Below are 18,600 nucleotides of genomic sequence, written 5' to 3' on the forward strand. Positions count from 1 at the left end.
GCCCGCGCCGGGGCCGGCACGCTCGAACGAAGCAGGCCGCCCTCGCCTGCTTCGGCGCCACGCATGACTCAGGGCTGCAGGGGCCGGCCTTCCGCGCGGCCGAACTCGACGAAGTGATCGACGGGGTCGACGCCTGCCGCGGCGACGTCGGGATTCGCTTCGAGGTAAAGCTTCGGATCGAAACCCACGGGCAGTTGGGCAAGCCGCGCCTTGCGCTGAAACGATTCGGCGCTGCTCAACGGACGCCCTTCGAATCGACCGTAGTAGATGTAATGCTGCAACGCATTGCCGCCGCTCGCCGCGACGTCCGGATTGGCGTCGAGATACGCCTCGCCGTCGAAGTCGACGATTGGCGTCAGGCTCGACGGCATGCCGGTCAGGTCGTGATAGCACAGACAGCCGTCCGCGAAGAAATGGCAAACCAGCGCCTTGCGGCTCACGTGCTCCGGATCGCGCATCTTGCTGCCGCCGTGCAGCAGGTTCGCATGCCACAACAGCACATCGCCCTTCTTCGGATAGAAGTACTTCGGGCCCGCCGAATGGTCAGCGATCAGCTTCTGAATCGCGGGTTCGTAGATGTCGTGATAAGCGGAATAACCGCAACCGAACGGCATGCCCAATTCAGTCGACATCAGATACGGCAGCTTGTGCGTGCCGGGGTGATAAACGAGCGGCCCCGAGTCCGGATGGATGTCCTCGAAGGCGATCCAGTTCGCGACCAGATACCCGTTCGGATAGGTCGACATGTGGATCGAATCGGAATGCTCGAGTTGCTCGCTGCTCTTGTGACCGCCGATCGTCTGGAACGGCGCCGATTTCGCGCCCAGCAGCAAGCCCACGATCTCGTTCATGCGCGCATCGAACAGCATGTCGCGAATCGCGGGCACGTTGAAATGCGGATTCAGCGTGCGCCCCGGCAGCGTATCGCCTTCGAAAAGCGGCTCGTGCGGCGGCCGCAGCGTGCCGTCGGCGATCGCGTTTTCGTAGGCTTGCCACGTCGCATCGAGCTGTTCGTGCCCGAAGAAGCCTTCAATGATCAGATAGCCGTCGCTGACCCATTTCCGGCACCATTCGGCTTCCTGCTCGCTGATTACACCTTGGGACAACAACTCGGCGACCCGCTCCAGCGCATCCGGTCGATCGAGCCAGGGAACCGGGCCCGCCGCGGGAAATTTTTCGAATTTGAAGACCTGGGTCTGAGTGTCGATCGGAACGTCCGCGACGACGGGCTTATCGAAAAAACGCTGAGTCTCGAGAGTGTTCATGTTGTATCGGGAAACTTTCCGGGTTAGCGTTTCAGGGTACCTGGCTTGAACAGGACGCTGGCGGTGCGGTGTCGGTCACCCGAACGAGCGCCCTTCCGTACGGCCATAACGGATGTAGTGTTCCGCGCCAGAGCTGATGTGCTTTTGCGCAACGGCTTCTGCCACGTCGGGGTTGCGCTGAAGATATTGCGCCTCGTCGAAATGCGGAATGTGAGCGGCATAAAGCAGAATCGACGGGCCGGCCGGATGTCGATCGCGATCGTCCATGCCGACGACCACGGTCATACCCAGCGCGTCGAGGACCGCCATCAGGCTTTCGCGGGTCATCCAGTTGACTTGCGGAGCACTCCCGCCGATGAATTTTGCGTTGTTGATGCTGTCGAGATAACTGTGTCGGTGCAGATGGACTTCGCGTCCACGAAACTCCGAGATGGTCGGCGTCGGATCGAAGTGCGTCCGCAAATTCGCATTCGTGCGCACGACTTCGGCGTCGTAATAGTGCGTCCAGATGCAGATCGAGTCCGACGCATACGCCATATCTTCCAGTAGTGATACCGGATCGGTCATGTGATAGAGCACGCCGCTCGCAAGAATCAGATCGAATCGCTGATCGCGCTTTTTCAGCAATTCTCTGAAATCGCCATACATGAATTCGGCATTGAACTTCAATGCATTCTGCACGAGCAGGCATTTCAGAAAGGACTTCGAATTCGCCTCGATTGCAAGGACACGTGAAGCGCCGGCTTTGGCCATCATGAACGTATGGCCGCCTTCCATCGGGCCGAGTTCGAGCACGCTTTTTCCGGAAAAGCCGCCGCACATCGTCTCGAACCAGTGAAGACGCCCATCGTCGAAATGGGGCGCCATACCTAAACCGTAGCCCGGCACATCGGACACCCAAGTGCCATCGAAAAGATTGAAAGCCAAAGTGTGGCCCGGCTCTTCCGTGGCATACAGATCCAGTTCAGTTCCTTTCAATTTGGCGCCTCGATCGGTCGTCAAGTTTGCCGATTATGGCACGCTCAGGCGATAAATCACGCAAACCTTGCATTCGCGCGCCGCACGTCACGCAAGCGGTGTCAAATCGAACGCGCGTCCGCATTAATGGACATGATTTGACATCGGTCGGGATCGCCGCGCGCGCTTCGCACTGCGTATATTTATGCTTCATGGATCGATGTGAACTGCCGGTCTGTTTGCGGCTATGATTGTGCCCCGTGGGCAGCCGTCCGGCAGGCGGCACTCCGGCCCACTCCCACCGGCCAGCGACACCGCCTGACACTCGAACTCCCGGAGGGCATCGAATGGTATTGGCGTGGCTCGTCCTACTTCCATTCATGGCCGCGGCGCTCATCGCGCTCACGAGGCGGCGCGCCGCCGCGCTCAGTACCTGGATCGCGTTCGCGACGGCGCTGTTCGGCTGCGCTCTGCTGCTCAGCGAACGCGTGGGCATGGCCGACCGCGACGTGCTGCAATGGCGCCATCAGTGGGTGCCCGACATCGGCCTCGCGCTGTCGCTGCGTCTCGACGGCCTGTCGTTCATGTTCGCGTTGCTCGTACTTGCGATCGGCCTGCTGATCTTCATTTACGCCAGCTACTACCTCGCCGGCAGCGATACGTTGCCGCGTCTGTACCTGCAGCTTCTGCTCTTCATGGGCGCGATGCTCGGCATCGTGCTGTCGAACAACCTGCTGCTGCTCGTCATCTTCTGGGAACTGACGAGCCTCGTGTCGTTCCTGCTGATCGGCTTCTGGCCATCGCGGCCCGACGCGAGGCGCGGCGCGCGCATGGCGCTCACCATCACCGGCGCGGGCGGGCTCGCGCTGCTTGCGGCGGTGCTGCTACTCGGCCACATTTGCGGCAGCTATGAGCTGAACGATGTGCTCTCCCAGCTTGCCAAGGTCCAGCACGATCCGCTCTATCCGGCGATTCTGCTGCTCACGCTTTTCGCGGCGTTCACGAAGTCCGCGCAGTTTCCTTTCCACTTCTGGCTGCCGCACGCGATGTCGGCGCCCACGCCCGTGTCGGCCTATCTGCATTCGGCGACGATGGTGAAGGCCGGCGTGTTCCTGCTCGCGCGCCTCTATCCGGTCTTCGAAGGCACCCACCTGTGGGCGTACACGGCGACGGTGGCCGGGCTCGTCACGCTCGTCGGCGGCGCGGGGATGGCGTTGATCCAGCGCGATCTGAAGGGCCTGCTCGCCTATTCGACCATCAGCCATCTCGGCCTGATCGTGCTGCTGTTCGGTCTCGACACTCAACTGTCGACGGTCGCCGCGCTCTTTCACACGGTCAATCACGCGGTGTTCAAGGCGTCGCTCTTCATGGCGGCGGGCATCGTCGATCACGAAACGGGCACGCGCGATCTGGGCCGTCTGCGCGGCCTGCGCAGGTACATGCCGCATACGGCCTTGCTCGCGAGCGTGGCGTCGCTGTCGATGGCCGGCGTGCCGCTGCTCAACGGCTTTCTGTCGAAGGAAATGTTCTTCGGCGAAACGCTCGCGCAAAGCATGTTCGGGCCGCTGAACCTCGCCGTGCCGGTCATCGCGATCGCGGCGGCGGCGCTGTCCGTGGCGTACTCGCTGCGTTTCGTCTGGGGCGTGTTCTTCGACGGCGAGACGCCGCGCGACCTGCCGCACTATCCGCCGCACGAGGCGCCGCGCTTCATGAGGCTGCCGGTCGAGATCCTGGTGGCGCTGTGCCTGCTGATCGGCCTGTTCCCGCAGCAAAGCATCGGCAGGCTGCTCGAGTCGGCCGCGTGGATCACGCTCGGCGGCAAGCTGCCCGACTACAGCCTGAGCCTGTGGCACGGCGTCAACGCACCACTCGTGATGAGCGTGGTGTCGTTCGCGGCGGGCGCGGCGCTCTTTTTCCTGCGCCGCAATACGTTCCGCCACCGTCGCACGGCGCTTACCGAGTTGAACGCGAGCGAGATCTTCGACCGCTTCGTGCAGCGTCTCGAACAGAGCGCCGGCGTAATCGTGCGCGTGTTCGAGACGCGTTCGCTGCCGGCCTACCTCGCATGGCTGATCGCGGCGATGCTGATCGTGCCGGGCGTGCCGCTCGTCGCGCTCGACACGTGGAGCGGCAACTACACGCGCCTGCCACCCGATCCGTTCACGCTTGCCGGCCTCGTGCTGATGGCGTTGCTCGCCGTCGGCGTAGTGCTGGTGCGTGCGCGCACGCTTTATGCACTCGTGATGCTGAGCACCTGCGGTCTGCTCGTGTCGCTTGCCTTCGTGCGCTTCTCCGCGCCCGATCTCGCGCTCACGCAGATCTCCGTCGAAGTGGTCACGATCCTGCTGCTCGTGCTGGCCGTCTATTTCCTGCCCGCGCTGCAACGCGCCGTCGAGCCGCTCCCGGTCCGGCTGCGCAACGGCGTGCTCGCGCTCGCGGGCGGCGCATTGCTCGGCGCCGTGTCGTACAGGATCATGACGAGCGCGCCGCTGGCTGGCATCGCACCGTACTTCCTCGCCAACGCGCTGCCCGGCAGCGGCGGCCATAACGTCGTCAACGTGATCCTCGTGGATTTCCGGGGCTTCGATACGATGGTCGAAATCAGTGTGCTCGTGGTCGCAGGGCTCGCCGTCAAGGCGCTGCTGCGCGGGCTGCGCCTGAAGTCGCCCGAGGCGGGGCCGGACGGCCGGCCGTGGTCGTCGCAATCGCATCCGCTGATGCTGGCGATCCTCGCGCGACTGATGCTGCCGCTCACCGTGCTCGTCGCCGTGTTCGTGTTCCTGCGCGGCCACAACCTGCCGGGCGGCGGCTTCATCGCGTCGCTGATCGTCTCGATCGCGCTATTGCTGCAGTACGTCGCGAGCGGGGTGCTGTGGACGGAGTCGCGCATCCACCTGAACTACCGCGCGCTCGCGGGCCTCGGCATTCTGATCGCCGCGGCCACGGGACTCGGCAGCCTCGCGTTCGGTCAGCCGTTTTTGACCAGCGCGTTCGGGCATCTGCACGTGCCGCTGATCGGCGAAATCGAACTGTCCACGGCGATGCTGTTCGATCTCGGCGTGATGGGCGCAGTGGTCGGCACGACGCTCACGATCGTCTCGCACCTCGGCGTGCGCGACAAGGACATGCAGTCCGTGGAGAAAAGCTGATGGAAGCCGCTTTTGCCGTCGCGATCGGCGTGCTTTGCGCGTGCGGCATCTACCTGCTGCTGTGCGCGCGCGTGTTGCCGGTGATTCTCGGCATCACGCTGTTCTCTTATGCGATCAACCTGTTCCTGCTCGGCATGGGCCGGCTTGCGATCGGCAAACCAGCGGTCATTACGGCCGGGGCGCAATACGTCGACCCGGTGCCGCAGGCGCTCGTGCTGACGGCCATCGTGATCGGCTTCGCGATGACGGCCTTCACCGTGGTGCTCGCGCTGCGCTCGTTCGCGAGCACGGGCAACGATCACGTCGATGGCGAGGAGACGCGCGGCGAATGAACCACGTCCTCCTGCTCCCGATCCTGATTCCGCTGTTTTCCGCTGGCGTGATCGTCGCGCTGCCGCTGCGCGTTCAGCGCCTGCAGCGTGCGCTGAACGCGCTCGCCATCATCTCGCTGCTGCCCGTCGCGTGCCTGCTGATGGCGCGCGCCGCGCAAGGCGAGATCGCCAGCTACGCGCTCGGCGCATGGCCCGCACCGTTCGGCATCGTGCTGGAACTCGACCGGCTCGGCGCGCTGATGCTGGTGCTCACCGCCGTGCTCGCGGTCTGCTGCCTGCTCGGCACATCGAGCGAGGACGCGAGGCGCGGCCGCTATTTCCGCGCGCTGTTCCAGTTCGAGCTGATGGGTCTGAACGGTGCCTTCCTCGCGGGCGATCTCTTCAACCTGTTCGTGTTCTTCGAGCTGCTGCTGATCGCGTCGTACGCGCTGCTGCTGCATGGTGGCGGCGCGCGACGGGTGCGCAACGGACTGCACTATCTGTTGCTGAACCTGGTCGGCTCGTCGTTCTTTCTTGTCGCGATCGGCGTGCTCTACGGCGTCACGGGCACGCTGAACATGGTCGACATGGGTGAACGTCTGGCGCGGCTCGACCCCGACACGCTGCCACTCGCGCAGTTCGCGGGCGCGACGCTGATGCTGGTGTTCGGCCTGAAGGCCGCCGTGTTTCCGATGTCGTTCTGGTTGCCGCAGGCCTACCGCAGCGCCATCGGCCCGGTGGCCGCGCTGTTCGCGATCATGACCAAGGTCGGCATCTACGCGATGCTGCGCTGCGACGCGCTCGTATTCGGCGCAGCGGGCGGCGTGCTCGATGCGTTCATGCATCAGTGGGCATGGTGGCTCGCGATCGCGACGATCGGGTTCGGCGCGCTGGGTGCGCTGGCGGTGTCGAGTCTCAAGACCACGACGGGCTATCTCGTGCTGGTTTCGGTGGGGCTGCTGATCGCGGCGATCGCGCAACAGACGCCGCTTGCATGGAGCGCGCTGCTCTACTACCTGATCAGCACGACGCTCTGCACAGGCGCGCTGTTCCTGCTCGCCGACACGCTGGAACCCGAGCAAGCTTCGACCGCGCAAGCCATCCATCCAGCCGTTTCCGCCGATGCCGATGCCGATGCCGATACCAATGCGATCGAGCCCGGCTCCCTCGAAGCGCTCGACGACGCGGCCGCGGCGGTCTTCTCGCCCGACCCCGACGGCGAGGCGGTGGCGACGCAGGCGCGCGTGCAGCCGCCGCTGGTCGAAACGGCCGGCGCGCTCGCCGCGCTAGCCGCAGAACCGGCTCGCGCCGCAGCCGAAGCTCCGCCCGACGCGGCCTCGCACACGCGTGCACCGTGGCCGTCGAACCTTGCCGCGCTGCTCTATCTGATCGCCGCGGTGGGTGCCGCTGGCTTGCCGCCGCTGTCGGGTTTCCTCGGCAAGGCGATGGTGCTGGCCGCGACGCCGACCGGCGCGGCAGGCGTGCTGTGGCCGGCCGTACTGTTGTCGGGCCTGCTGTCGATCGTCGCGCTGAGCCGCACGGGCACGCGCCTGATGTGGGCTGCGCCGGCCGCGCGCGCCGCCGAAGGCAAAGAGGAGCACGCGCCGCGCGGCAGCAATGCGAAGCTCGCCGCCTGCGCGGTCCTGCTCGGCTGCGTCGTGGCCATCACGCTCGGCGCGGGCGCGGTACGGCACTATCTCACCGATACCGCCGCGCAGCTATTCGATCGCGCCTCCTATGTGCACGCGATCCTGCCCGCGCCGCGATCTTCGCCACCGGCGGCCGCCGCGACCGCGGCCGACGCTCAGGGGAACTGACGATGCTGAAAAGGCTCTTCCCCCACCCGTGGCTCACCGTGTTGCTGATCATCTGCTGGGTGCTGCTGATGAACGACGTCTCGCCGGGCAATCTGCTGCTCGGCGCCGTGCTCGGCTGCGTGATCTCCTTTCGCGTCGCCGAAGGCTTGTGGCTGCGGCCGATGCGCTTCGGCCGGCCGCGGCTGCTCGTGCGTCTCGCCTGGCATGTGTTGGTCGACATCATCGTGGCCAACGTCGAGGTTGCGCTGCTCGTGCTCGGCCCGATCAGGCGGCTGCGCCCGGCGTTCATCGAAGTGCCGCTCGACAGCACCCATGAAATCGCGCTCACGGTGCTCATCAGCGTGGTCTCGCTGAGCCCCGGCACGCTGTGCGCCGAACTCAGCGACGACCGCACGCGCCTCACCGTGCACGTGCTCGACCTCGACGATGAAGCGGCGCTCATCGCGCTGATCAAGTCCCGTTATGAAGCCCCTTTGATGGAGATCTTCGCATGCTAGCCATCGTGATTCCGATCTCGCTCGCGATCCTCGGCATCGCGTTCCTGCTCACGCTGTGGCGCCTCGTGCGCGGTCCGTCGCTGCCCGATCGCATCGTCGCGCTCGACTCGCTGAACATCAATGCGATCGCGTTGATCGTCGTGTACGGCATCAGCCTGCGCTCGACGGTTCTCTTCGAGGTGGCGTTGCTGATCGCGGTGATGGGTTTCGTGGGCACTGTCGCGCTCACCAAGTACCTGCAGCGCGGCGACATCATCGAACTCAACTAGCGTGAGGTATGCCGATGGAAACCTTTGTCGAAGCGATCGTTTGTTTGCTGTTGCTCGTCGGCAGTCTGTTTACGCTGATCGGGGCGCTCGGGCTCGCGCGACTGCCTGACTTTTTCATGCGGCTGCACGGTCCGACCAAGTCGACCACGCTCGGTGTGGGCGGCATCGTGCTCGCGTCGGTGGTGTATTTCAGCGCGCATAACAACTTCGCGAGCCTGCATGAGTTGCTGATTCCGGCGTTCCTGTTTCTTACCGCGCCGATCAGTGCACATATGCTGGCCAAGGCTGGGACCCAGCAGGGGGTGCCGCTGTGGCGGGCGACGCGGGGGCGTCCACCTGCCACGGGGGCGAGTGCGAACCGCGGGGATACGGGGGACCTGCGTGAGAACGACGAGAGCTGAGGCTTGCCGGGCGTCGCGCTTCTCGTGACGATCAGCGCGACATCAGTTGCCAGCATGCCACGGGCAGGCTACCGCCACCGACGCCCTTCCCGACATCCGTATTCGAGGAAGTGCGCCGCGGGATCTGCATTGGCTGCCGCGACGTCGGGATTGAGTTGCAGGTAGACCGCGGGATCGAAGTCCGCTGGGAGTTTCGGCCTCGCGGAAGGCTCGAACGCATCAGGCATGCTGCGTTCGATCACGGCATGCTCGACCTCGACTCCAGAATAAATATTGGGCTGTACAAAACCCGTGCTGGCATCCTTGATCTGTCGGTAGTGGGTCTGACCGAACGCCGGGTCAGATACCACAGGGGTGTAGTACACGCAGTTTTCGAAGTAATAGTGCGTGACCTGACTCCAACGGGTGCGGGTTGGATCGGATTGCTTCGAGCCGCCATGCAGCAGGTTCGAAGCCCAAATCAGTGCTTGCCCCTTCCGGGCGTGGAACGTTGCCGGCGCGATTCCCGCTTTGCCGATCAACTGCTTCCAGAGGTTCAGGTATTGAGCGTAGTGGGCCGTCGGCTTGTGCTGCGTCGCCGAGCAGACGCCCATATGCTCGTTCACATAGGTCGGAAACTTGTGACTGCCCGGATAGTATTCGAGCGCGCCATTGGTGCCGTCCACGTCCTCGAGGGCGACCCATACGCCGCACATGAAGCGCTCGGGAACGCACGAAAAGTGTATGGCGTCGTTGTGGATAGGCTGCTGCGTTCCGACAGGAAAGTTCAAGGTCTGAAATGGGATGGCGCGGCGCCCGTAGAGCTGGAAAAGAAGATGAAGAATCTGTGGATTGGAGGCCAGCGATCTCACGTCCGCGTCGCTCTCCCACGCGTCCTGCACTCTCATGCCGTCATTTTTATACCAGAGCTCGTCGCGCCAGTGATCGAAATCAAACCTTCCATGAAATTTCGATTTGATTCGCTCCGCGCGAGCGTCGAACTCGGCATCTGGAAAATCGATAATCGCGAAGCCATTCTCACGCAGCTGTCTGGCCACACGTAAAACGTTTTCAGATGCCTCCTTCTGGGCGAATAGCTCGTCGAAGAACGGCGATTCGACATCGGGAACGCCTGGCAACGGATTCACGAACGTAGTATTCATGTTGGGTATCGGCAATGTTTATGTTGCGAATGACCACCGACGCAGTCTAGCACGTTGGTTTTGCCGCACCACTCTTCCCTTGTCGTCACTATGCGCAGCGCCGCTCGCGACCGGGCCATCACGCTCGTCAATCGCTAAGCATCGGCAAACGCATGTGTTTGACTCGGCGGTCGCGCCACGCGATAAGCGTTAGGCGATTCGCCAAACTCCTTTCTGAACTCGCGGCCAAGGTGAGAAGCGTCCGAAAAGCCGCACGAGGAAGCAATGTCAGCGACCGTGCGGTCCGAACTGGTAAGCAGCCACGACGCCATTCGTATCCGAATCTGCCGTGCATACCCCTGGGGCGACTTGCCTGTCTGCGCCGTAAACAGACGTTCGATCTGACGGACCGACATCTCGAGACGTCGCGCCAGTTCAGCCATGCAAAGCGGCTGCCCGATGTGCTGCTCCATCAGCAGGATTGCGCGCCTTACTTTGGGATGCGTCGCCGGTTCGAGCCCCGGTGGGTATGGCTGGGGGGCGTTTCCCTTTTGTGCATCATCGACGAGCATGATACGCAGCGCCTTTTGTACGATCGTCGCCTCAAAATGTCGCAGCAAAATAGCTGCGGCAACGTCGATGGAAGCGCGCCCGCCCGAGCACGTAATGCGACGTCGGTCGATGACGAAGAGCCGGTCGGCAACGAGATTGCGTTCGTCCACGCCAGGAAAACGCTCGACGAAGTCCCAATAGTGAAACCAGCTCACACACATCCGATATCCGTCCATGACTTCGGCACGCATCAACGCAAATACCCCGGTGCAGATTCCGACCAGCGTCGCCGACGTTGCCGCTGCATCATGAATGAACTGAATCGTGGCTTTGCTTGCGGGCGGTCCCGAGTGCAACAATCCACCGACGACCACGACGTAATCGAAGGACCCCGCCTCATCGAAAGTCGTCCACGGCGTTACCTGAATTCCGCAGCTTGCTCTGACTGGAACCAGCGACTCCCCGACGATGGTCCACGAACAGCGAACGTGTCTGCTCATGTCGCTTTCATCGCTTGCCAACCTGAGCACATCCACGAACCCGGAAAATGCGGTTAACGTGAAGTTGGGCAGCAGCACGATTCCAAAGCGAAGTGGCCGCGTGGCACTGGCTTTGGAGCTGATTGGATCGTTAAACATGAACTGCCTGCATTAATGCTTGCTGAGTTGGCCGCGACCATCATGCAACGACGTTCGCACGTTCCGCGACCGAGATCCGCACGCCTTATTTCGTCGTTTCGGCCTCGACCCCTCGCCATTCGCGCATCATTGCGCCCACTTCCTCCCCGAGCCATGCGCGGAACTGAAGGTATTCCGGACGAAGCTTTGCGTTCTTGTGCGTTATCAAGTAATGGTGCCGGTCGTGAAATTCGAGCGCGTTTTGTACCGGACGAACCAGTATCCCTTGCTCGACCTGGCGGTGGACGAGGTGATGCCAGCCAAGCAAGGTGCCCTCGCCAGCTTCAGCTTGCGATACCAGAAGTCGATAGTCGTTGCTTTCCAGGCGTTCGTTCTCGACCAGTTTGTCCGGACCATCACCTTCCTGAAACCAGTTTCGCCACACGGACCAGTCGACGTGTTCGCAAATCTGGGCTCGCCCCAACAACGAAAGATTGAGCGTGGCGTGCGACAGAAGGTCCAGCGGTTTCACGTACCTGCCTTGAAAATGACGCTCGTAAAACGACTGGCTGCAGACCGGATACACGACATCATGAAAGAGCGGCTCGGTTTCGTATTCCGATTCGCGTGGCGGATTCTTGGTGATGATGATGTCCGGTTCCATCAGATCATCGAGTTCCATGAAATGCTCCGTCACCATCACGTGCAACCGGATATCTGGAAAGCGCTTGCGGAACGAGCGCAGCCTGAACGACAGCCATAGCGCCGAGAAAGTGTGCGAAACGCACAGCGTCAGCGCATGTTTGTCGGTCCGGCGTACCGCCTGTGCCGCCTCGGCGATGTTCATGATGGACAGATAGGACGCGTTGTACAGAATGCGCCCCGCGTCCGTGAGCGCGATGTGCCTTCCCGTGCGCTCGAACAGCGCAACTTCGAGCGAGTCTTCAAGTTCCTTGATTTGTCTGCTGATTGCCGCCTGCGTAACACACAGCACCTCGGCTGCCTGTGTGAAGCTTTCGTATCGAGCGGCCGTGACGAAGCATTTGAGCGCCCGTAAAGACGGCATCTGAGTGAGCAATCGGTCGGCAAACACCTGTTTCTTTTGCATGGCTATCACCCTGTGAAGCGGAAGCGCCCGGGCGGCCTGAAGATAGCGCCGTGAACGCCGCGCAGTGCCCCTGACGGTGCGTCGAGCCCACGTCCGAGCCAAAGCGCTCTCGCGCAGAAATGGTTTGTGAGTCTTCGGGTTAGCTGACGAGAGCAGGCAGCCAATGTCAGCCGCCCCATCTGTCTATATTACGCTTCGCGGCTGCCTGCTATGCGTGCCCTGGATTCGCTTCAGCACCCCATCAAGTGCGTCCTTGTACAGGGCGCATGCCCCTCGACGACAGAGTTCGCTGTGCATCTGCTCATTGATGCCGCCCGGTATCATGCTTTGCGCGACCATCGCTGAGAACGGTTGTTTCGTCTGGACGGATTCAATCCAGCTTCAGCCAGGTGGTCTTCAGCTCGCAATACTGGTCGTGCGCATAAACGGACTTGTCACGACCGCCGAAGCCGGATTGCTTGAAGCCGCCGAATGGCGTCGACAGGTCGCCTTCGCCGAAGCAGTTCACCGTCACCGTACCCGCGCGGATACGAGCGGCAATCTTGTGCGCGTGATTGACGTTGTCGGTCCACAGCGATGCGGCCAGTCCGTAGCACGTATCGTTGGCAATCCGCACCGCTTCGTCGACATCAGCGTATTCGATAAAGCAGACGACAGGACCAAAGACTTCTTCGCGTGCGATGCTCATCTCCGGCGTGACGTTATCGAAGATGGTCGGCTCGACGAACCATCCGGCCGTGCCAGTGCGAGTGGCCTTGCCGCCGCAAACCAGGCGCGCCCCTTCCGACTTCGCCTTCTCGATGTGCGCGAGCACTTTTTCATAGTGCTTTTCTTCAATCAGAGAGCCGAGCTTCACCTCGGGGTCGAGCGGGTCGCCCGTCTTCCATCCTTCGAGAACGGCCTGTACCTTTTCGAGCAACTGCGCCTTGGTGGCAGACGGAACGAGAATCCGCGAGCCCGCGCTGCAGTTCTCGCCCATGTTCCAGAACGCGGCGGCCACCGCCTGCTCAGCAACAGCATCGAGATTCGCGACGTCGGGAAGCACGACTTGCGGGTTCTTGCCACCGCATTCCAGCACGACCCGCTTCAGGTTCGTGTCGGCGGAATAGTGAAGGAATCGCTTCCCCGTTTCCGTCGAGCCGGTAAACGCAATGAGGTCGACGTCGGCATGTCGGCCCAATGCCTCGCCTGCGCTTTCGCCGAAGCCGGTAACGACGCTAAACACACCCGCAGGCACGCCGGCTTGCAACGCCAGGTCCGCGATGCGCAACGTAGATAGAGACGTCTGCTCCGCGGGTTTCACGATGACGCTGTTGCCGACCGAAAGCGCCGGACCAATTTTCCACGCGAGCATCAGCGCCGGGAAATTCCACGGCAACACTGCGCCCACGACACCGATCGGTTCACGGGTAATCATGCTCACGACGCTCGCGCCCGACGGCGACAGCGCGTCGTATCGCTTGTCGGTGACTTCCGCGTGCCAGCGGATGCATGCGGCCGACTCCGGAATGTCCAGTCCCATGCACTCGCTGATTGGCTTGCCGGCCTCGAGCGCCTCCAGAAGCGCCAGCTCTTCGGCGTTTTCCTCAATCAGTTGCGCGAGACGCAGAAGCACTGCTTTTCGCTCTGCGGGTGCTGCCTTTGACCACACTCCGGACTCGAACGCATCTCTCGCCGCCACGACTGCCCGGTCGATATCTTTCGATTCGCACTTCGCAATCCCGGCCAGTACTTTTCCCGACGACGGATTCAGGGTCTGGAATGTCTCGTTCGATGCCGCCGGACATCGTTGCCCGCCGATAAACGCTCGTCCGTCCAGCGACAAGTTCTCTGCCCTTTGCTTCCATTCCTGATAGGTCGTCATGTCCTGTCCTCACAGATTTAAAGCTCGGCTCCCGCCGAAAATTCCTTTCATCCAGATAGCCGCGGTGACAGCGACGTCGGCAATGGGACGAACGGGCAGCGAGCGCGGATGCGGTTGATTCAATAGCTGGTAAACGAGGTCGTTGTCGTGACCGAGTGCGTATTCGGCGATCAGCTTCCCTGACGCGGAGCCCCTGCTCAGACCCAGACCATTGCACCCGACGGCTTCGAAAACACCATCGGCACGGCACCCAAAAAGTGCCCCGTTGTTGACCGACAGACACAGCGGGCCGCCCCAGGTGTACTCGAGTTCAACGTCCTTCAGCATCGGAAAGCGCCGCTCGAACGAGCGTTGATGCAGGTTCTTCGCCTTCGCGAGATCAGCTTCCGACAACTCGAGGCCGGGCCGGAACGCGAAATGATTGCGAACGCAGATGCGGTCGGTAATCAGACGCCGTACAGTCGAACCCATCGGGTCGGCCGGAATCAGTGCCCATGAGCGCGTGCCGCCCAGTTGCCGCACTTCGTCCGGCGTCATCACACGGGTCATCGACGCAAACGTGTATACGGGCAACAGACCGTTCGGATGCCCGCCGAATGTCGCCGCGTAGGCATTGGTGCAACGAATCACGCGCTTCGCCACGATTTTCCCTGCGGCAAAGCTCAAGACTTTGTTCGTCCCCTGGTCCTCGATTCCCTTCACCGCGCTGAGCTCGAAAACCTTCACATTTGCCGGCAGAGTCGCGGCAAGGCCACGCATCAGGGCTGCGGGCTGGACCGTGCTGCATCCTGGCGTGAAGAGCGCTCCGTGGTAAAACCCGGTGCCGGTCACCTTCGCGATGGCGGCTTCGTCCAGCCATTCAAAGTCTTCCTCGATGCGAGCGAGTCCGTCGGCGAAGTGAGTCAGCGCCGCGTGACCCTTCCTGTTCACCGAAGCATGGAATTTGCCGTCATCTCGCCAGTCGCAGTCGATGCCGTGTTGCTTCACCACCGACCGTACGTAGTCGATACCGTGGCGTTGCAGTCGAATATCCGCCTTGTCCGCCTCCACGCTTCGCGAATAGCTTTCGCTGCTGATGTCATGCGGCAAATCGACGAAGAACCCGGAATTGCGTCCGGCTGTGGTGCGCCCAATACGGTCGGCCTCGACGAGTGCTATCGAGGCGGCGGGCGCCAATTCAGCCAGCCGCCGGGCAGCGCATAGCCCCGTGATTCCACCGCCAATAATCACCCAGTCGAATCGCCGTTCAGACGAGACGGTATCGGCGGGGCGAGGCGGCGGCAGACTTTCCCACCACCCGTTCACCCCATCCGGAGCCGGGAAGCGCGCGAATTCCAGGTTCGAGGCCATGAACGTTACTGCGCGTCGCGCAACAGGGGTTGAACCAGCCTGGAGAACGCGCTGCGCTCGTCTTCCGATAATGTGCCGAGCGGCGCCCGGGCGACACCAACAGGCGTACCTGCCAGTTCACATCCGTACCGAACGTATTGAATAAACTTCCCGCTGCGCTCCAGCAGTTCGAGCACAGGCAGCAGTCGGGCCATTAGCTTGCGGCCGGATTCGAAGTCATTGCGCTTTACGCACGCGTCGAACAGCGCGGTGTGAGCTTCCGGCAGGAAATTGGACGCGCCTCCGACCCAGCTCTTTACGCCCCAAACGAAGAACTCGAGCGCCTGGTCGTCCATGCCGCAGCTCAGCACCAGCCGGTCGCCGAAGTGCGTGGCAAGGTGATGCAAATGCGAAATATCGCCGGTGCTCTCCTTCATCGCGACGAAGTTCGGGCGTTCGAGCAGCTGTTCCAGCACGGCATCGCCAATATCCGTTCCCGTGCGGGCCGGGAAGTTATAAAGCATGATCGGCATGTCGAGACTGTCGTCCACCTTCAGCATGTGGGTCAGCAGTTCTTCCTGTGTAGGCTGGGCGTAGTACGGCGCGGCAAGCAGCAATGCAGGCAGACCTGCGCGCTTCGCTTCCTGCCCGAGGCGAATGACTTCATTCGTCGTAGTCGCGTTGATGCCGGCCGTCAGATACGTTTTGCCGCCTGCTGCTTCGGCTACGGTGTTGAACGTCCGGACACGCTCGTCGAAACTGAGCGCGTAGTATTCGCCCGTGGTCCCGCCGACTCCCAGACCCGCGACACGCCCCGCCAGCTTGGCCGCATGCTTGCCGAGCAATTCGTAATTGATTTCGCCGTCCGCCTTGAACGGCGTAACCAGCGGTGTATGTACTCCCTCGAAGCTCATGTTGGTTCTCTCTTCAAATAAGGAATGGCAACGTTTTCCGACGACTTGTCGAAGTCATTTCGCTCTCTTGTGGGTTAAACGAGAGCGTCCGCATGCGAGTAAATCGGGAACTGGTTGCAGAGGTCTCGCACGCGGCCGCGCACAGCACGCTCGACCCGTTCGTCGCCGTCGGGCGCTTGTTCGAGTGCGGCCAAAACCTCCAGAATCATGTGTCCAAGCTGCTCGAACTGCTCGGTCCCAAAACCGCGAGTGGTACCTGCAGGTGTGCCAAGCCGGATTCCCGAAGTGACGGTCGGGTTCTCCGTGTCGAATGGAATACCGTTCTTGTTGCAGGTGATGCCCGCACGCTCGAGTGCCTTTTCAGCCTGCGTACCGGTCAGGCGCTTCGAGCGCAAATCCACGAGCAGCAGGTGGTTGTCCGTTCCACCCGTCACGAGGTTCAGGCCACCCGACTTGAGAACGTTGCCTAGCGCATGCGCGTTACGCAGCACCCGGTCGATATACGCGGTGAATTCAGGACGAAGTGCCTCGCCGAATGCCACCGCCTTGCCTGCGATGACGTGCATTAACGGACCACCTTGCAGGCCTGGGAATACGGCCGAATTGATTTTCTTCGCAATGTCGCCGTTGTTCGTCAGGATGAACCCGCCTCGCGGACCGCGAAGCGTCTTGTGGGTAGTCGACGTCACCACATCGGCGAAACGAATCGGATTCTCGTGCCGGCCGGCTGCAACGATGCCCGCGATGTGCGCCATATCGACCATCAGTAGCGCGCCAACGCTATCGGCAATGTCGCGGAATGCAGCGAAATCCAAAGCGCGTGGATAAGCCGAATAGCCCGCGATAATCAGCTTAGGACGGTGCTCTTGCGCGAGCCGCCGAACCTGCTCGTAGTCGATGCGGTACGTATCCGGGCTTACGCCGTACTGGACGGCGTTGAACCACTTGCCGGAAAGCGCCGGGCGGGCTCCGTGCGTCAGGTGGCCGCCCGCATCGAGCGACATGCCCATCACGGTGTCACCCGGCTTCACGAGCGCCAACATCACAGCGCCGTTCGCCTGCGCTCCCGAATGAGGCTGCACGTTCGCGTATTCGGCTTCGAAGAGGGCTTTGACGCGGTCAATGGCGAGCGCTTCTACCCTATCCACGTGCTCGCAGCCGCCGTAATAGCGCTTCGACGGGTATCCCTCGGCGTACTTGTTGGTCAGCACGGTACCCTGCGCTTCCATCACCGCAGCCGAAACGATGTTTTCGGACGCAATTAGTTCGATCTGCGTTTGCTGTCGGCGCAACTCCAACGCAATTTCTGATGCGATAACCGGGTCGCGGCTCTGGAGGGTTTCAGCAAAAAAGCGTGAGTTCTCGTTCACGTGTTCACTCCGGATCAAATCGTTTGAAGCAAGACTTGCAAGTACGACAGTTGACGCGGGCAATGGTCGATTCGCCGCGAACGAGACGGACTCCACTCGTTCCCGGCGAAATCGCCCTTTACCTACTGCTGCAACCAGTCCTTCAGCTTGTCAGGATGTGCGTCGACGAATTTCTTCGCTGCGCTCGCATAGTCGTTCGTGGTATTGCCTTCGTACTCGATCGATTCGACGTCAGCGAGCGTCAGCTTGAAATGCTTGAAGAAGACATCAGCACGGGGATACCTTGATGCGAACTGTTTGGACGCGAAGGCGTGAACCTGCTCCTCGCCACCCAAGGTGCCTTTCGGGTCCTTCAGATAACGCATCTGCCACTTCTGGAAAAGCCAGTGGGGACTCCACACCGTGGCAACCACCCATTGCTTCGACTGATAGGCTCGCGAAACGCCAGCGAGCATGCCGGCCTCACTCGACGACTGCAGGTTGTAGCCGTTGAGGTCGTAGCCCTTGATGGTCTTTTCTGACGCCTGCATCAAGCCACCGCCCGGCTCAATGCCGTCGATCGTCCCATTCAGCCTGGCCTTGACGTCCGGCTTGTTGAGGTCGGAAATGGACGACAGTTCCGACTCGGGAATGTACGCCGGCACGGCCCAGCCGTTCTTGCCTCCCGTGTAGATGACGCCGACATCATCCATATCGTTCTTGTACCTCGCGTAATAGGCCGCGTGGGTGACCGGCAGCCATCCTCCCACCATGATGTCGAGGTCGCCACGTGCGACACCCTGATACTGAATGCCGATATCGGCCTGCACAAACTTGACCGGCTGCTGCAGCTTTGTTTCGAGCACGTATTTGGCCACGTTCGCAACGGCCAGCACGTCTGCCCAGTTTGTTACTGCCATCTTGATTGGTTCGGCCCCGACGGCAGACCCAGCGCCGACGCTCATGGCAACGACTGCCGATATCGCTACTTTCGCAATAAGCGACTTGAGCAGATGGCTTTTCATATCGCACTCCTACTTGAAGAGAAAATCATTGAAGATTCGATGGACTCGGCTAAAC

15 protein-coding genes and 1 pseudogene are annotated in these 18,600 nt (G+C 61.8%); 6 read left to right on the forward strand and 10 right to left on the reverse strand.

Translation table 11 applies throughout. The features are described from left to right. Nucleotides 1–68 precede the first annotated feature (68 nt). Together QFZ91_RS09785 and QFZ91_RS09790 are read right to left on the reverse strand one after the other, a co-directional pair. Nucleotides 69–1,265: a phytanoyl-CoA dioxygenase family protein gene (locus QFZ91_RS09785; protein WP_429567117.1), complete on the reverse strand. Its 1,197-nt coding sequence runs from the start codon at nt 1,263–1,265 to the stop codon at nt 69–71. 75 nt (nt 1,266–1,340) lie between these two features. After that, nucleotides 1,341–2,243 carry a class I SAM-dependent methyltransferase gene (locus QFZ91_RS09790; RefSeq protein ID WP_429567118.1) on the reverse strand — a complete coding sequence of 301 codons (903 nt, stop codon included), beginning with the start codon at nt 2,241–2,243 and terminating at the stop codon, nt 1,341–1,343. 326 nt (nt 2,244–2,569) lie between these two features. On the opposite strand from QFZ91_RS09790, the gene QFZ91_RS09795 reads away from it, so the two are divergent. From QFZ91_RS09795 to QFZ91_RS09820, 6 genes are read left to right on the forward strand one after another with little or no spacing between them, the layout of a single operon-like run. Then, the gene (locus tag QFZ91_RS09795; protein WP_429567119.1) at nt 2,570–5,371 is read left to right on the forward strand and encodes a monovalent cation/H+ antiporter subunit A; all 2,802 of its coding nucleotides are present in this window, start codon (nt 2,570–2,572) and stop codon (nt 5,369–5,371) included. Continuing rightward, nucleotides 5,371–5,703 (forward strand): Na+/H+ antiporter subunit C, encoded by a 333-nt coding sequence (locus QFZ91_RS09800; RefSeq protein WP_184225532.1) that lies wholly within the window; start codon nt 5,371–5,373, stop codon nt 5,701–5,703. The genes QFZ91_RS09795 and QFZ91_RS09800 overlap by 1 nt, the downstream gene beginning before the upstream one ends. Continuing rightward, nucleotides 5,700–7,499, forward strand: a complete 1,800-nt coding sequence (locus QFZ91_RS09805; RefSeq protein ID WP_429567120.1) for a monovalent cation/H+ antiporter subunit D — start codon at nt 5,700–5,702, stop codon at nt 7,497–7,499. The genes QFZ91_RS09800 and QFZ91_RS09805 overlap by 4 nt, the downstream gene beginning before the upstream one ends. A 2-nt stretch (nt 7,500–7,501) precedes the next feature. Beyond that, entirely contained in the window at nt 7,502–7,996 is a 495-nt protein-coding gene (locus QFZ91_RS09810) for a Na+/H+ antiporter subunit E (RefSeq protein ID WP_176123430.1), read from the forward strand. Further along, nucleotides 7,990–8,265, forward strand: coding sequence for a K+/H+ antiporter subunit F (locus tag QFZ91_RS09815; RefSeq protein ID WP_429567121.1), 276 nt, complete (start codon nt 7,990–7,992; stop codon nt 8,263–8,265). The genes QFZ91_RS09810 and QFZ91_RS09815 overlap by 7 nt, the downstream gene beginning before the upstream one ends. Before the next feature lie 8 nt (nt 8,266–8,273). Then, nucleotides 8,274–8,666 (forward strand): Na+/H+ antiporter subunit G, encoded by a 393-nt coding sequence (locus tag QFZ91_RS09820; RefSeq protein ID WP_429567122.1) that lies wholly within the window; start codon nt 8,274–8,276, stop codon nt 8,664–8,666. A gap of 68 nt (nt 8,667–8,734) precedes the next feature. On the opposite strand, the gene QFZ91_RS09825 is transcribed toward QFZ91_RS09820, so the two are convergent. The 8 genes and pseudogenes from QFZ91_RS09825 to QFZ91_RS09860 all read right to left on the reverse strand — a co-directional run bounded on the left by QFZ91_RS09825 (nt 8,735) and on the right by QFZ91_RS09860 (nt 18,545). Further along, nucleotides 8,735–9,808, reverse strand: a complete 1,074-nt coding sequence (locus QFZ91_RS09825) for a phytanoyl-CoA dioxygenase family protein (protein WP_429567123.1) — start codon at nt 9,806–9,808, stop codon at nt 8,735–8,737. A 134-nt stretch (nt 9,809–9,942) separates the two neighbouring features. Beyond that, the gene (locus tag QFZ91_RS09830) at nt 9,943–10,977 is read right to left on the reverse strand and encodes a GlxA family transcriptional regulator (protein ID WP_429567124.1); all 1,035 of its coding nucleotides are present in this window, start codon (nt 10,975–10,977) and stop codon (nt 9,943–9,945) included. Nucleotides 10,978–11,062: 85 nt separating this feature from the next. Then, complete coding sequence (locus QFZ91_RS09835) at nt 11,063–12,064, reverse strand: LysR substrate-binding domain-containing protein (protein ID WP_429567125.1); 1,002 nt, start codon at nt 12,062–12,064, stop codon at nt 11,063–11,065. A gap of 370 nt (nt 12,065–12,434) precedes the next feature. Further along, nucleotides 12,435–13,928: an aldehyde dehydrogenase gene (locus QFZ91_RS09840; RefSeq protein WP_429567126.1), complete on the reverse strand. Its 1,494-nt coding sequence runs from the start codon at nt 13,926–13,928 to the stop codon at nt 12,435–12,437. 17 nt (nt 13,929–13,945) lie between these two features. After that, nucleotides 13,946–15,278, reverse strand: a pseudogene (locus tag QFZ91_RS09845) (NAD(P)/FAD-dependent oxidoreductase). 5 nt (nt 15,279–15,283) lie between these two features. Beyond that, nucleotides 15,284–16,171, reverse strand: a complete 888-nt coding sequence (locus QFZ91_RS09850; RefSeq protein ID WP_429567127.1) for a dihydrodipicolinate synthase family protein — start codon at nt 16,169–16,171, stop codon at nt 15,284–15,286. 74 nt (nt 16,172–16,245) lie between these two features. After that, on the reverse strand, nt 16,246–17,541 hold the full coding sequence (gene glyA / locus QFZ91_RS09855; RefSeq protein ID WP_429568619.1) for a serine hydroxymethyltransferase: 1,296 nt from the start codon (nt 17,539–17,541) through the stop codon (nt 16,246–16,248). Between the two features lie 122 nt (nt 17,542–17,663). Next, on the reverse strand, nt 17,664–18,545 hold the full coding sequence (locus QFZ91_RS09860) for a glycine betaine ABC transporter substrate-binding protein (protein ID WP_429567128.1): 882 nt from the start codon (nt 18,543–18,545) through the stop codon (nt 17,664–17,666). Nucleotides 18,546–18,600: the final 55 nt, after the last annotated feature.

This window comes from Paraburkholderia sp. JPY419 (assembly GCF_050435705.1).
GTDB lineage: Bacteria > Pseudomonadota > Gammaproteobacteria > Burkholderiales > Burkholderiaceae > Paraburkholderia > Paraburkholderia youngii.

Excerpts from the sequence above, each read along its gene's own strand:
- QFZ91_RS09785 (WP_429567117.1), bottom strand. The coding sequence starts at position 1,265 with ATGAACACTCTCGAGACTCAGCGTTTTTTCGATAAGCCCGTCGTCGCG.
- QFZ91_RS09795 (WP_429567119.1), top strand. The coding sequence starts at position 2,570 with ATGGTATTGGCGTGGCTCGTCCTACTTCCATTCATGGCCGCGGCGCTC.
- QFZ91_RS09800 (WP_184225532.1), top strand. The coding sequence starts at position 5,371 with ATGGAAGCCGCTTTTGCCGTCGCGATCGGCGTGCTTTGCGCGTGCGGC.
- QFZ91_RS09805 (WP_429567120.1), top strand. The coding sequence starts at position 5,700 with ATGAACCACGTCCTCCTGCTCCCGATCCTGATTCCGCTGTTTTCCGCT.
- QFZ91_RS09810 (WP_176123430.1), top strand. The coding sequence starts at position 7,502 with ATGCTGAAAAGGCTCTTCCCCCACCCGTGGCTCACCGTGTTGCTGATC.
- QFZ91_RS09815 (WP_429567121.1), top strand. The coding sequence starts at position 7,990 with ATGCTAGCCATCGTGATTCCGATCTCGCTCGCGATCCTCGGCATCGCG.
- QFZ91_RS09820 (WP_429567122.1), top strand. The coding sequence starts at position 8,274 with ATGCCGATGGAAACCTTTGTCGAAGCGATCGTTTGTTTGCTGTTGCTC.
- QFZ91_RS09825 (WP_429567123.1), bottom strand. The coding sequence starts at position 9,808 with ATGAATACTACGTTCGTGAATCCGTTGCCAGGCGTTCCCGATGTCGAA.
- QFZ91_RS09830 (WP_429567124.1), bottom strand. The coding sequence starts at position 10,977 with ATGTTTAACGATCCAATCAGCTCCAAAGCCAGTGCCACGCGGCCACTT.
- QFZ91_RS09835 (WP_429567125.1), bottom strand. The coding sequence starts at position 12,064 with ATGCAAAAGAAACAGGTGTTTGCCGACCGATTGCTCACTCAGATGCCG.
- QFZ91_RS09840 (WP_429567126.1), bottom strand. The coding sequence starts at position 13,928 with ATGACGACCTATCAGGAATGGAAGCAAAGGGCAGAGAACTTGTCGCTG.
- QFZ91_RS09850 (WP_429567127.1), bottom strand. The coding sequence starts at position 16,171 with ATGAGCTTCGAGGGAGTACATACACCGCTGGTTACGCCGTTCAAGGCG.
- QFZ91_RS09860 (WP_429567128.1), bottom strand. The coding sequence starts at position 18,545 with ATGAAAAGCCATCTGCTCAAGTCGCTTATTGCGAAAGTAGCGATATCG.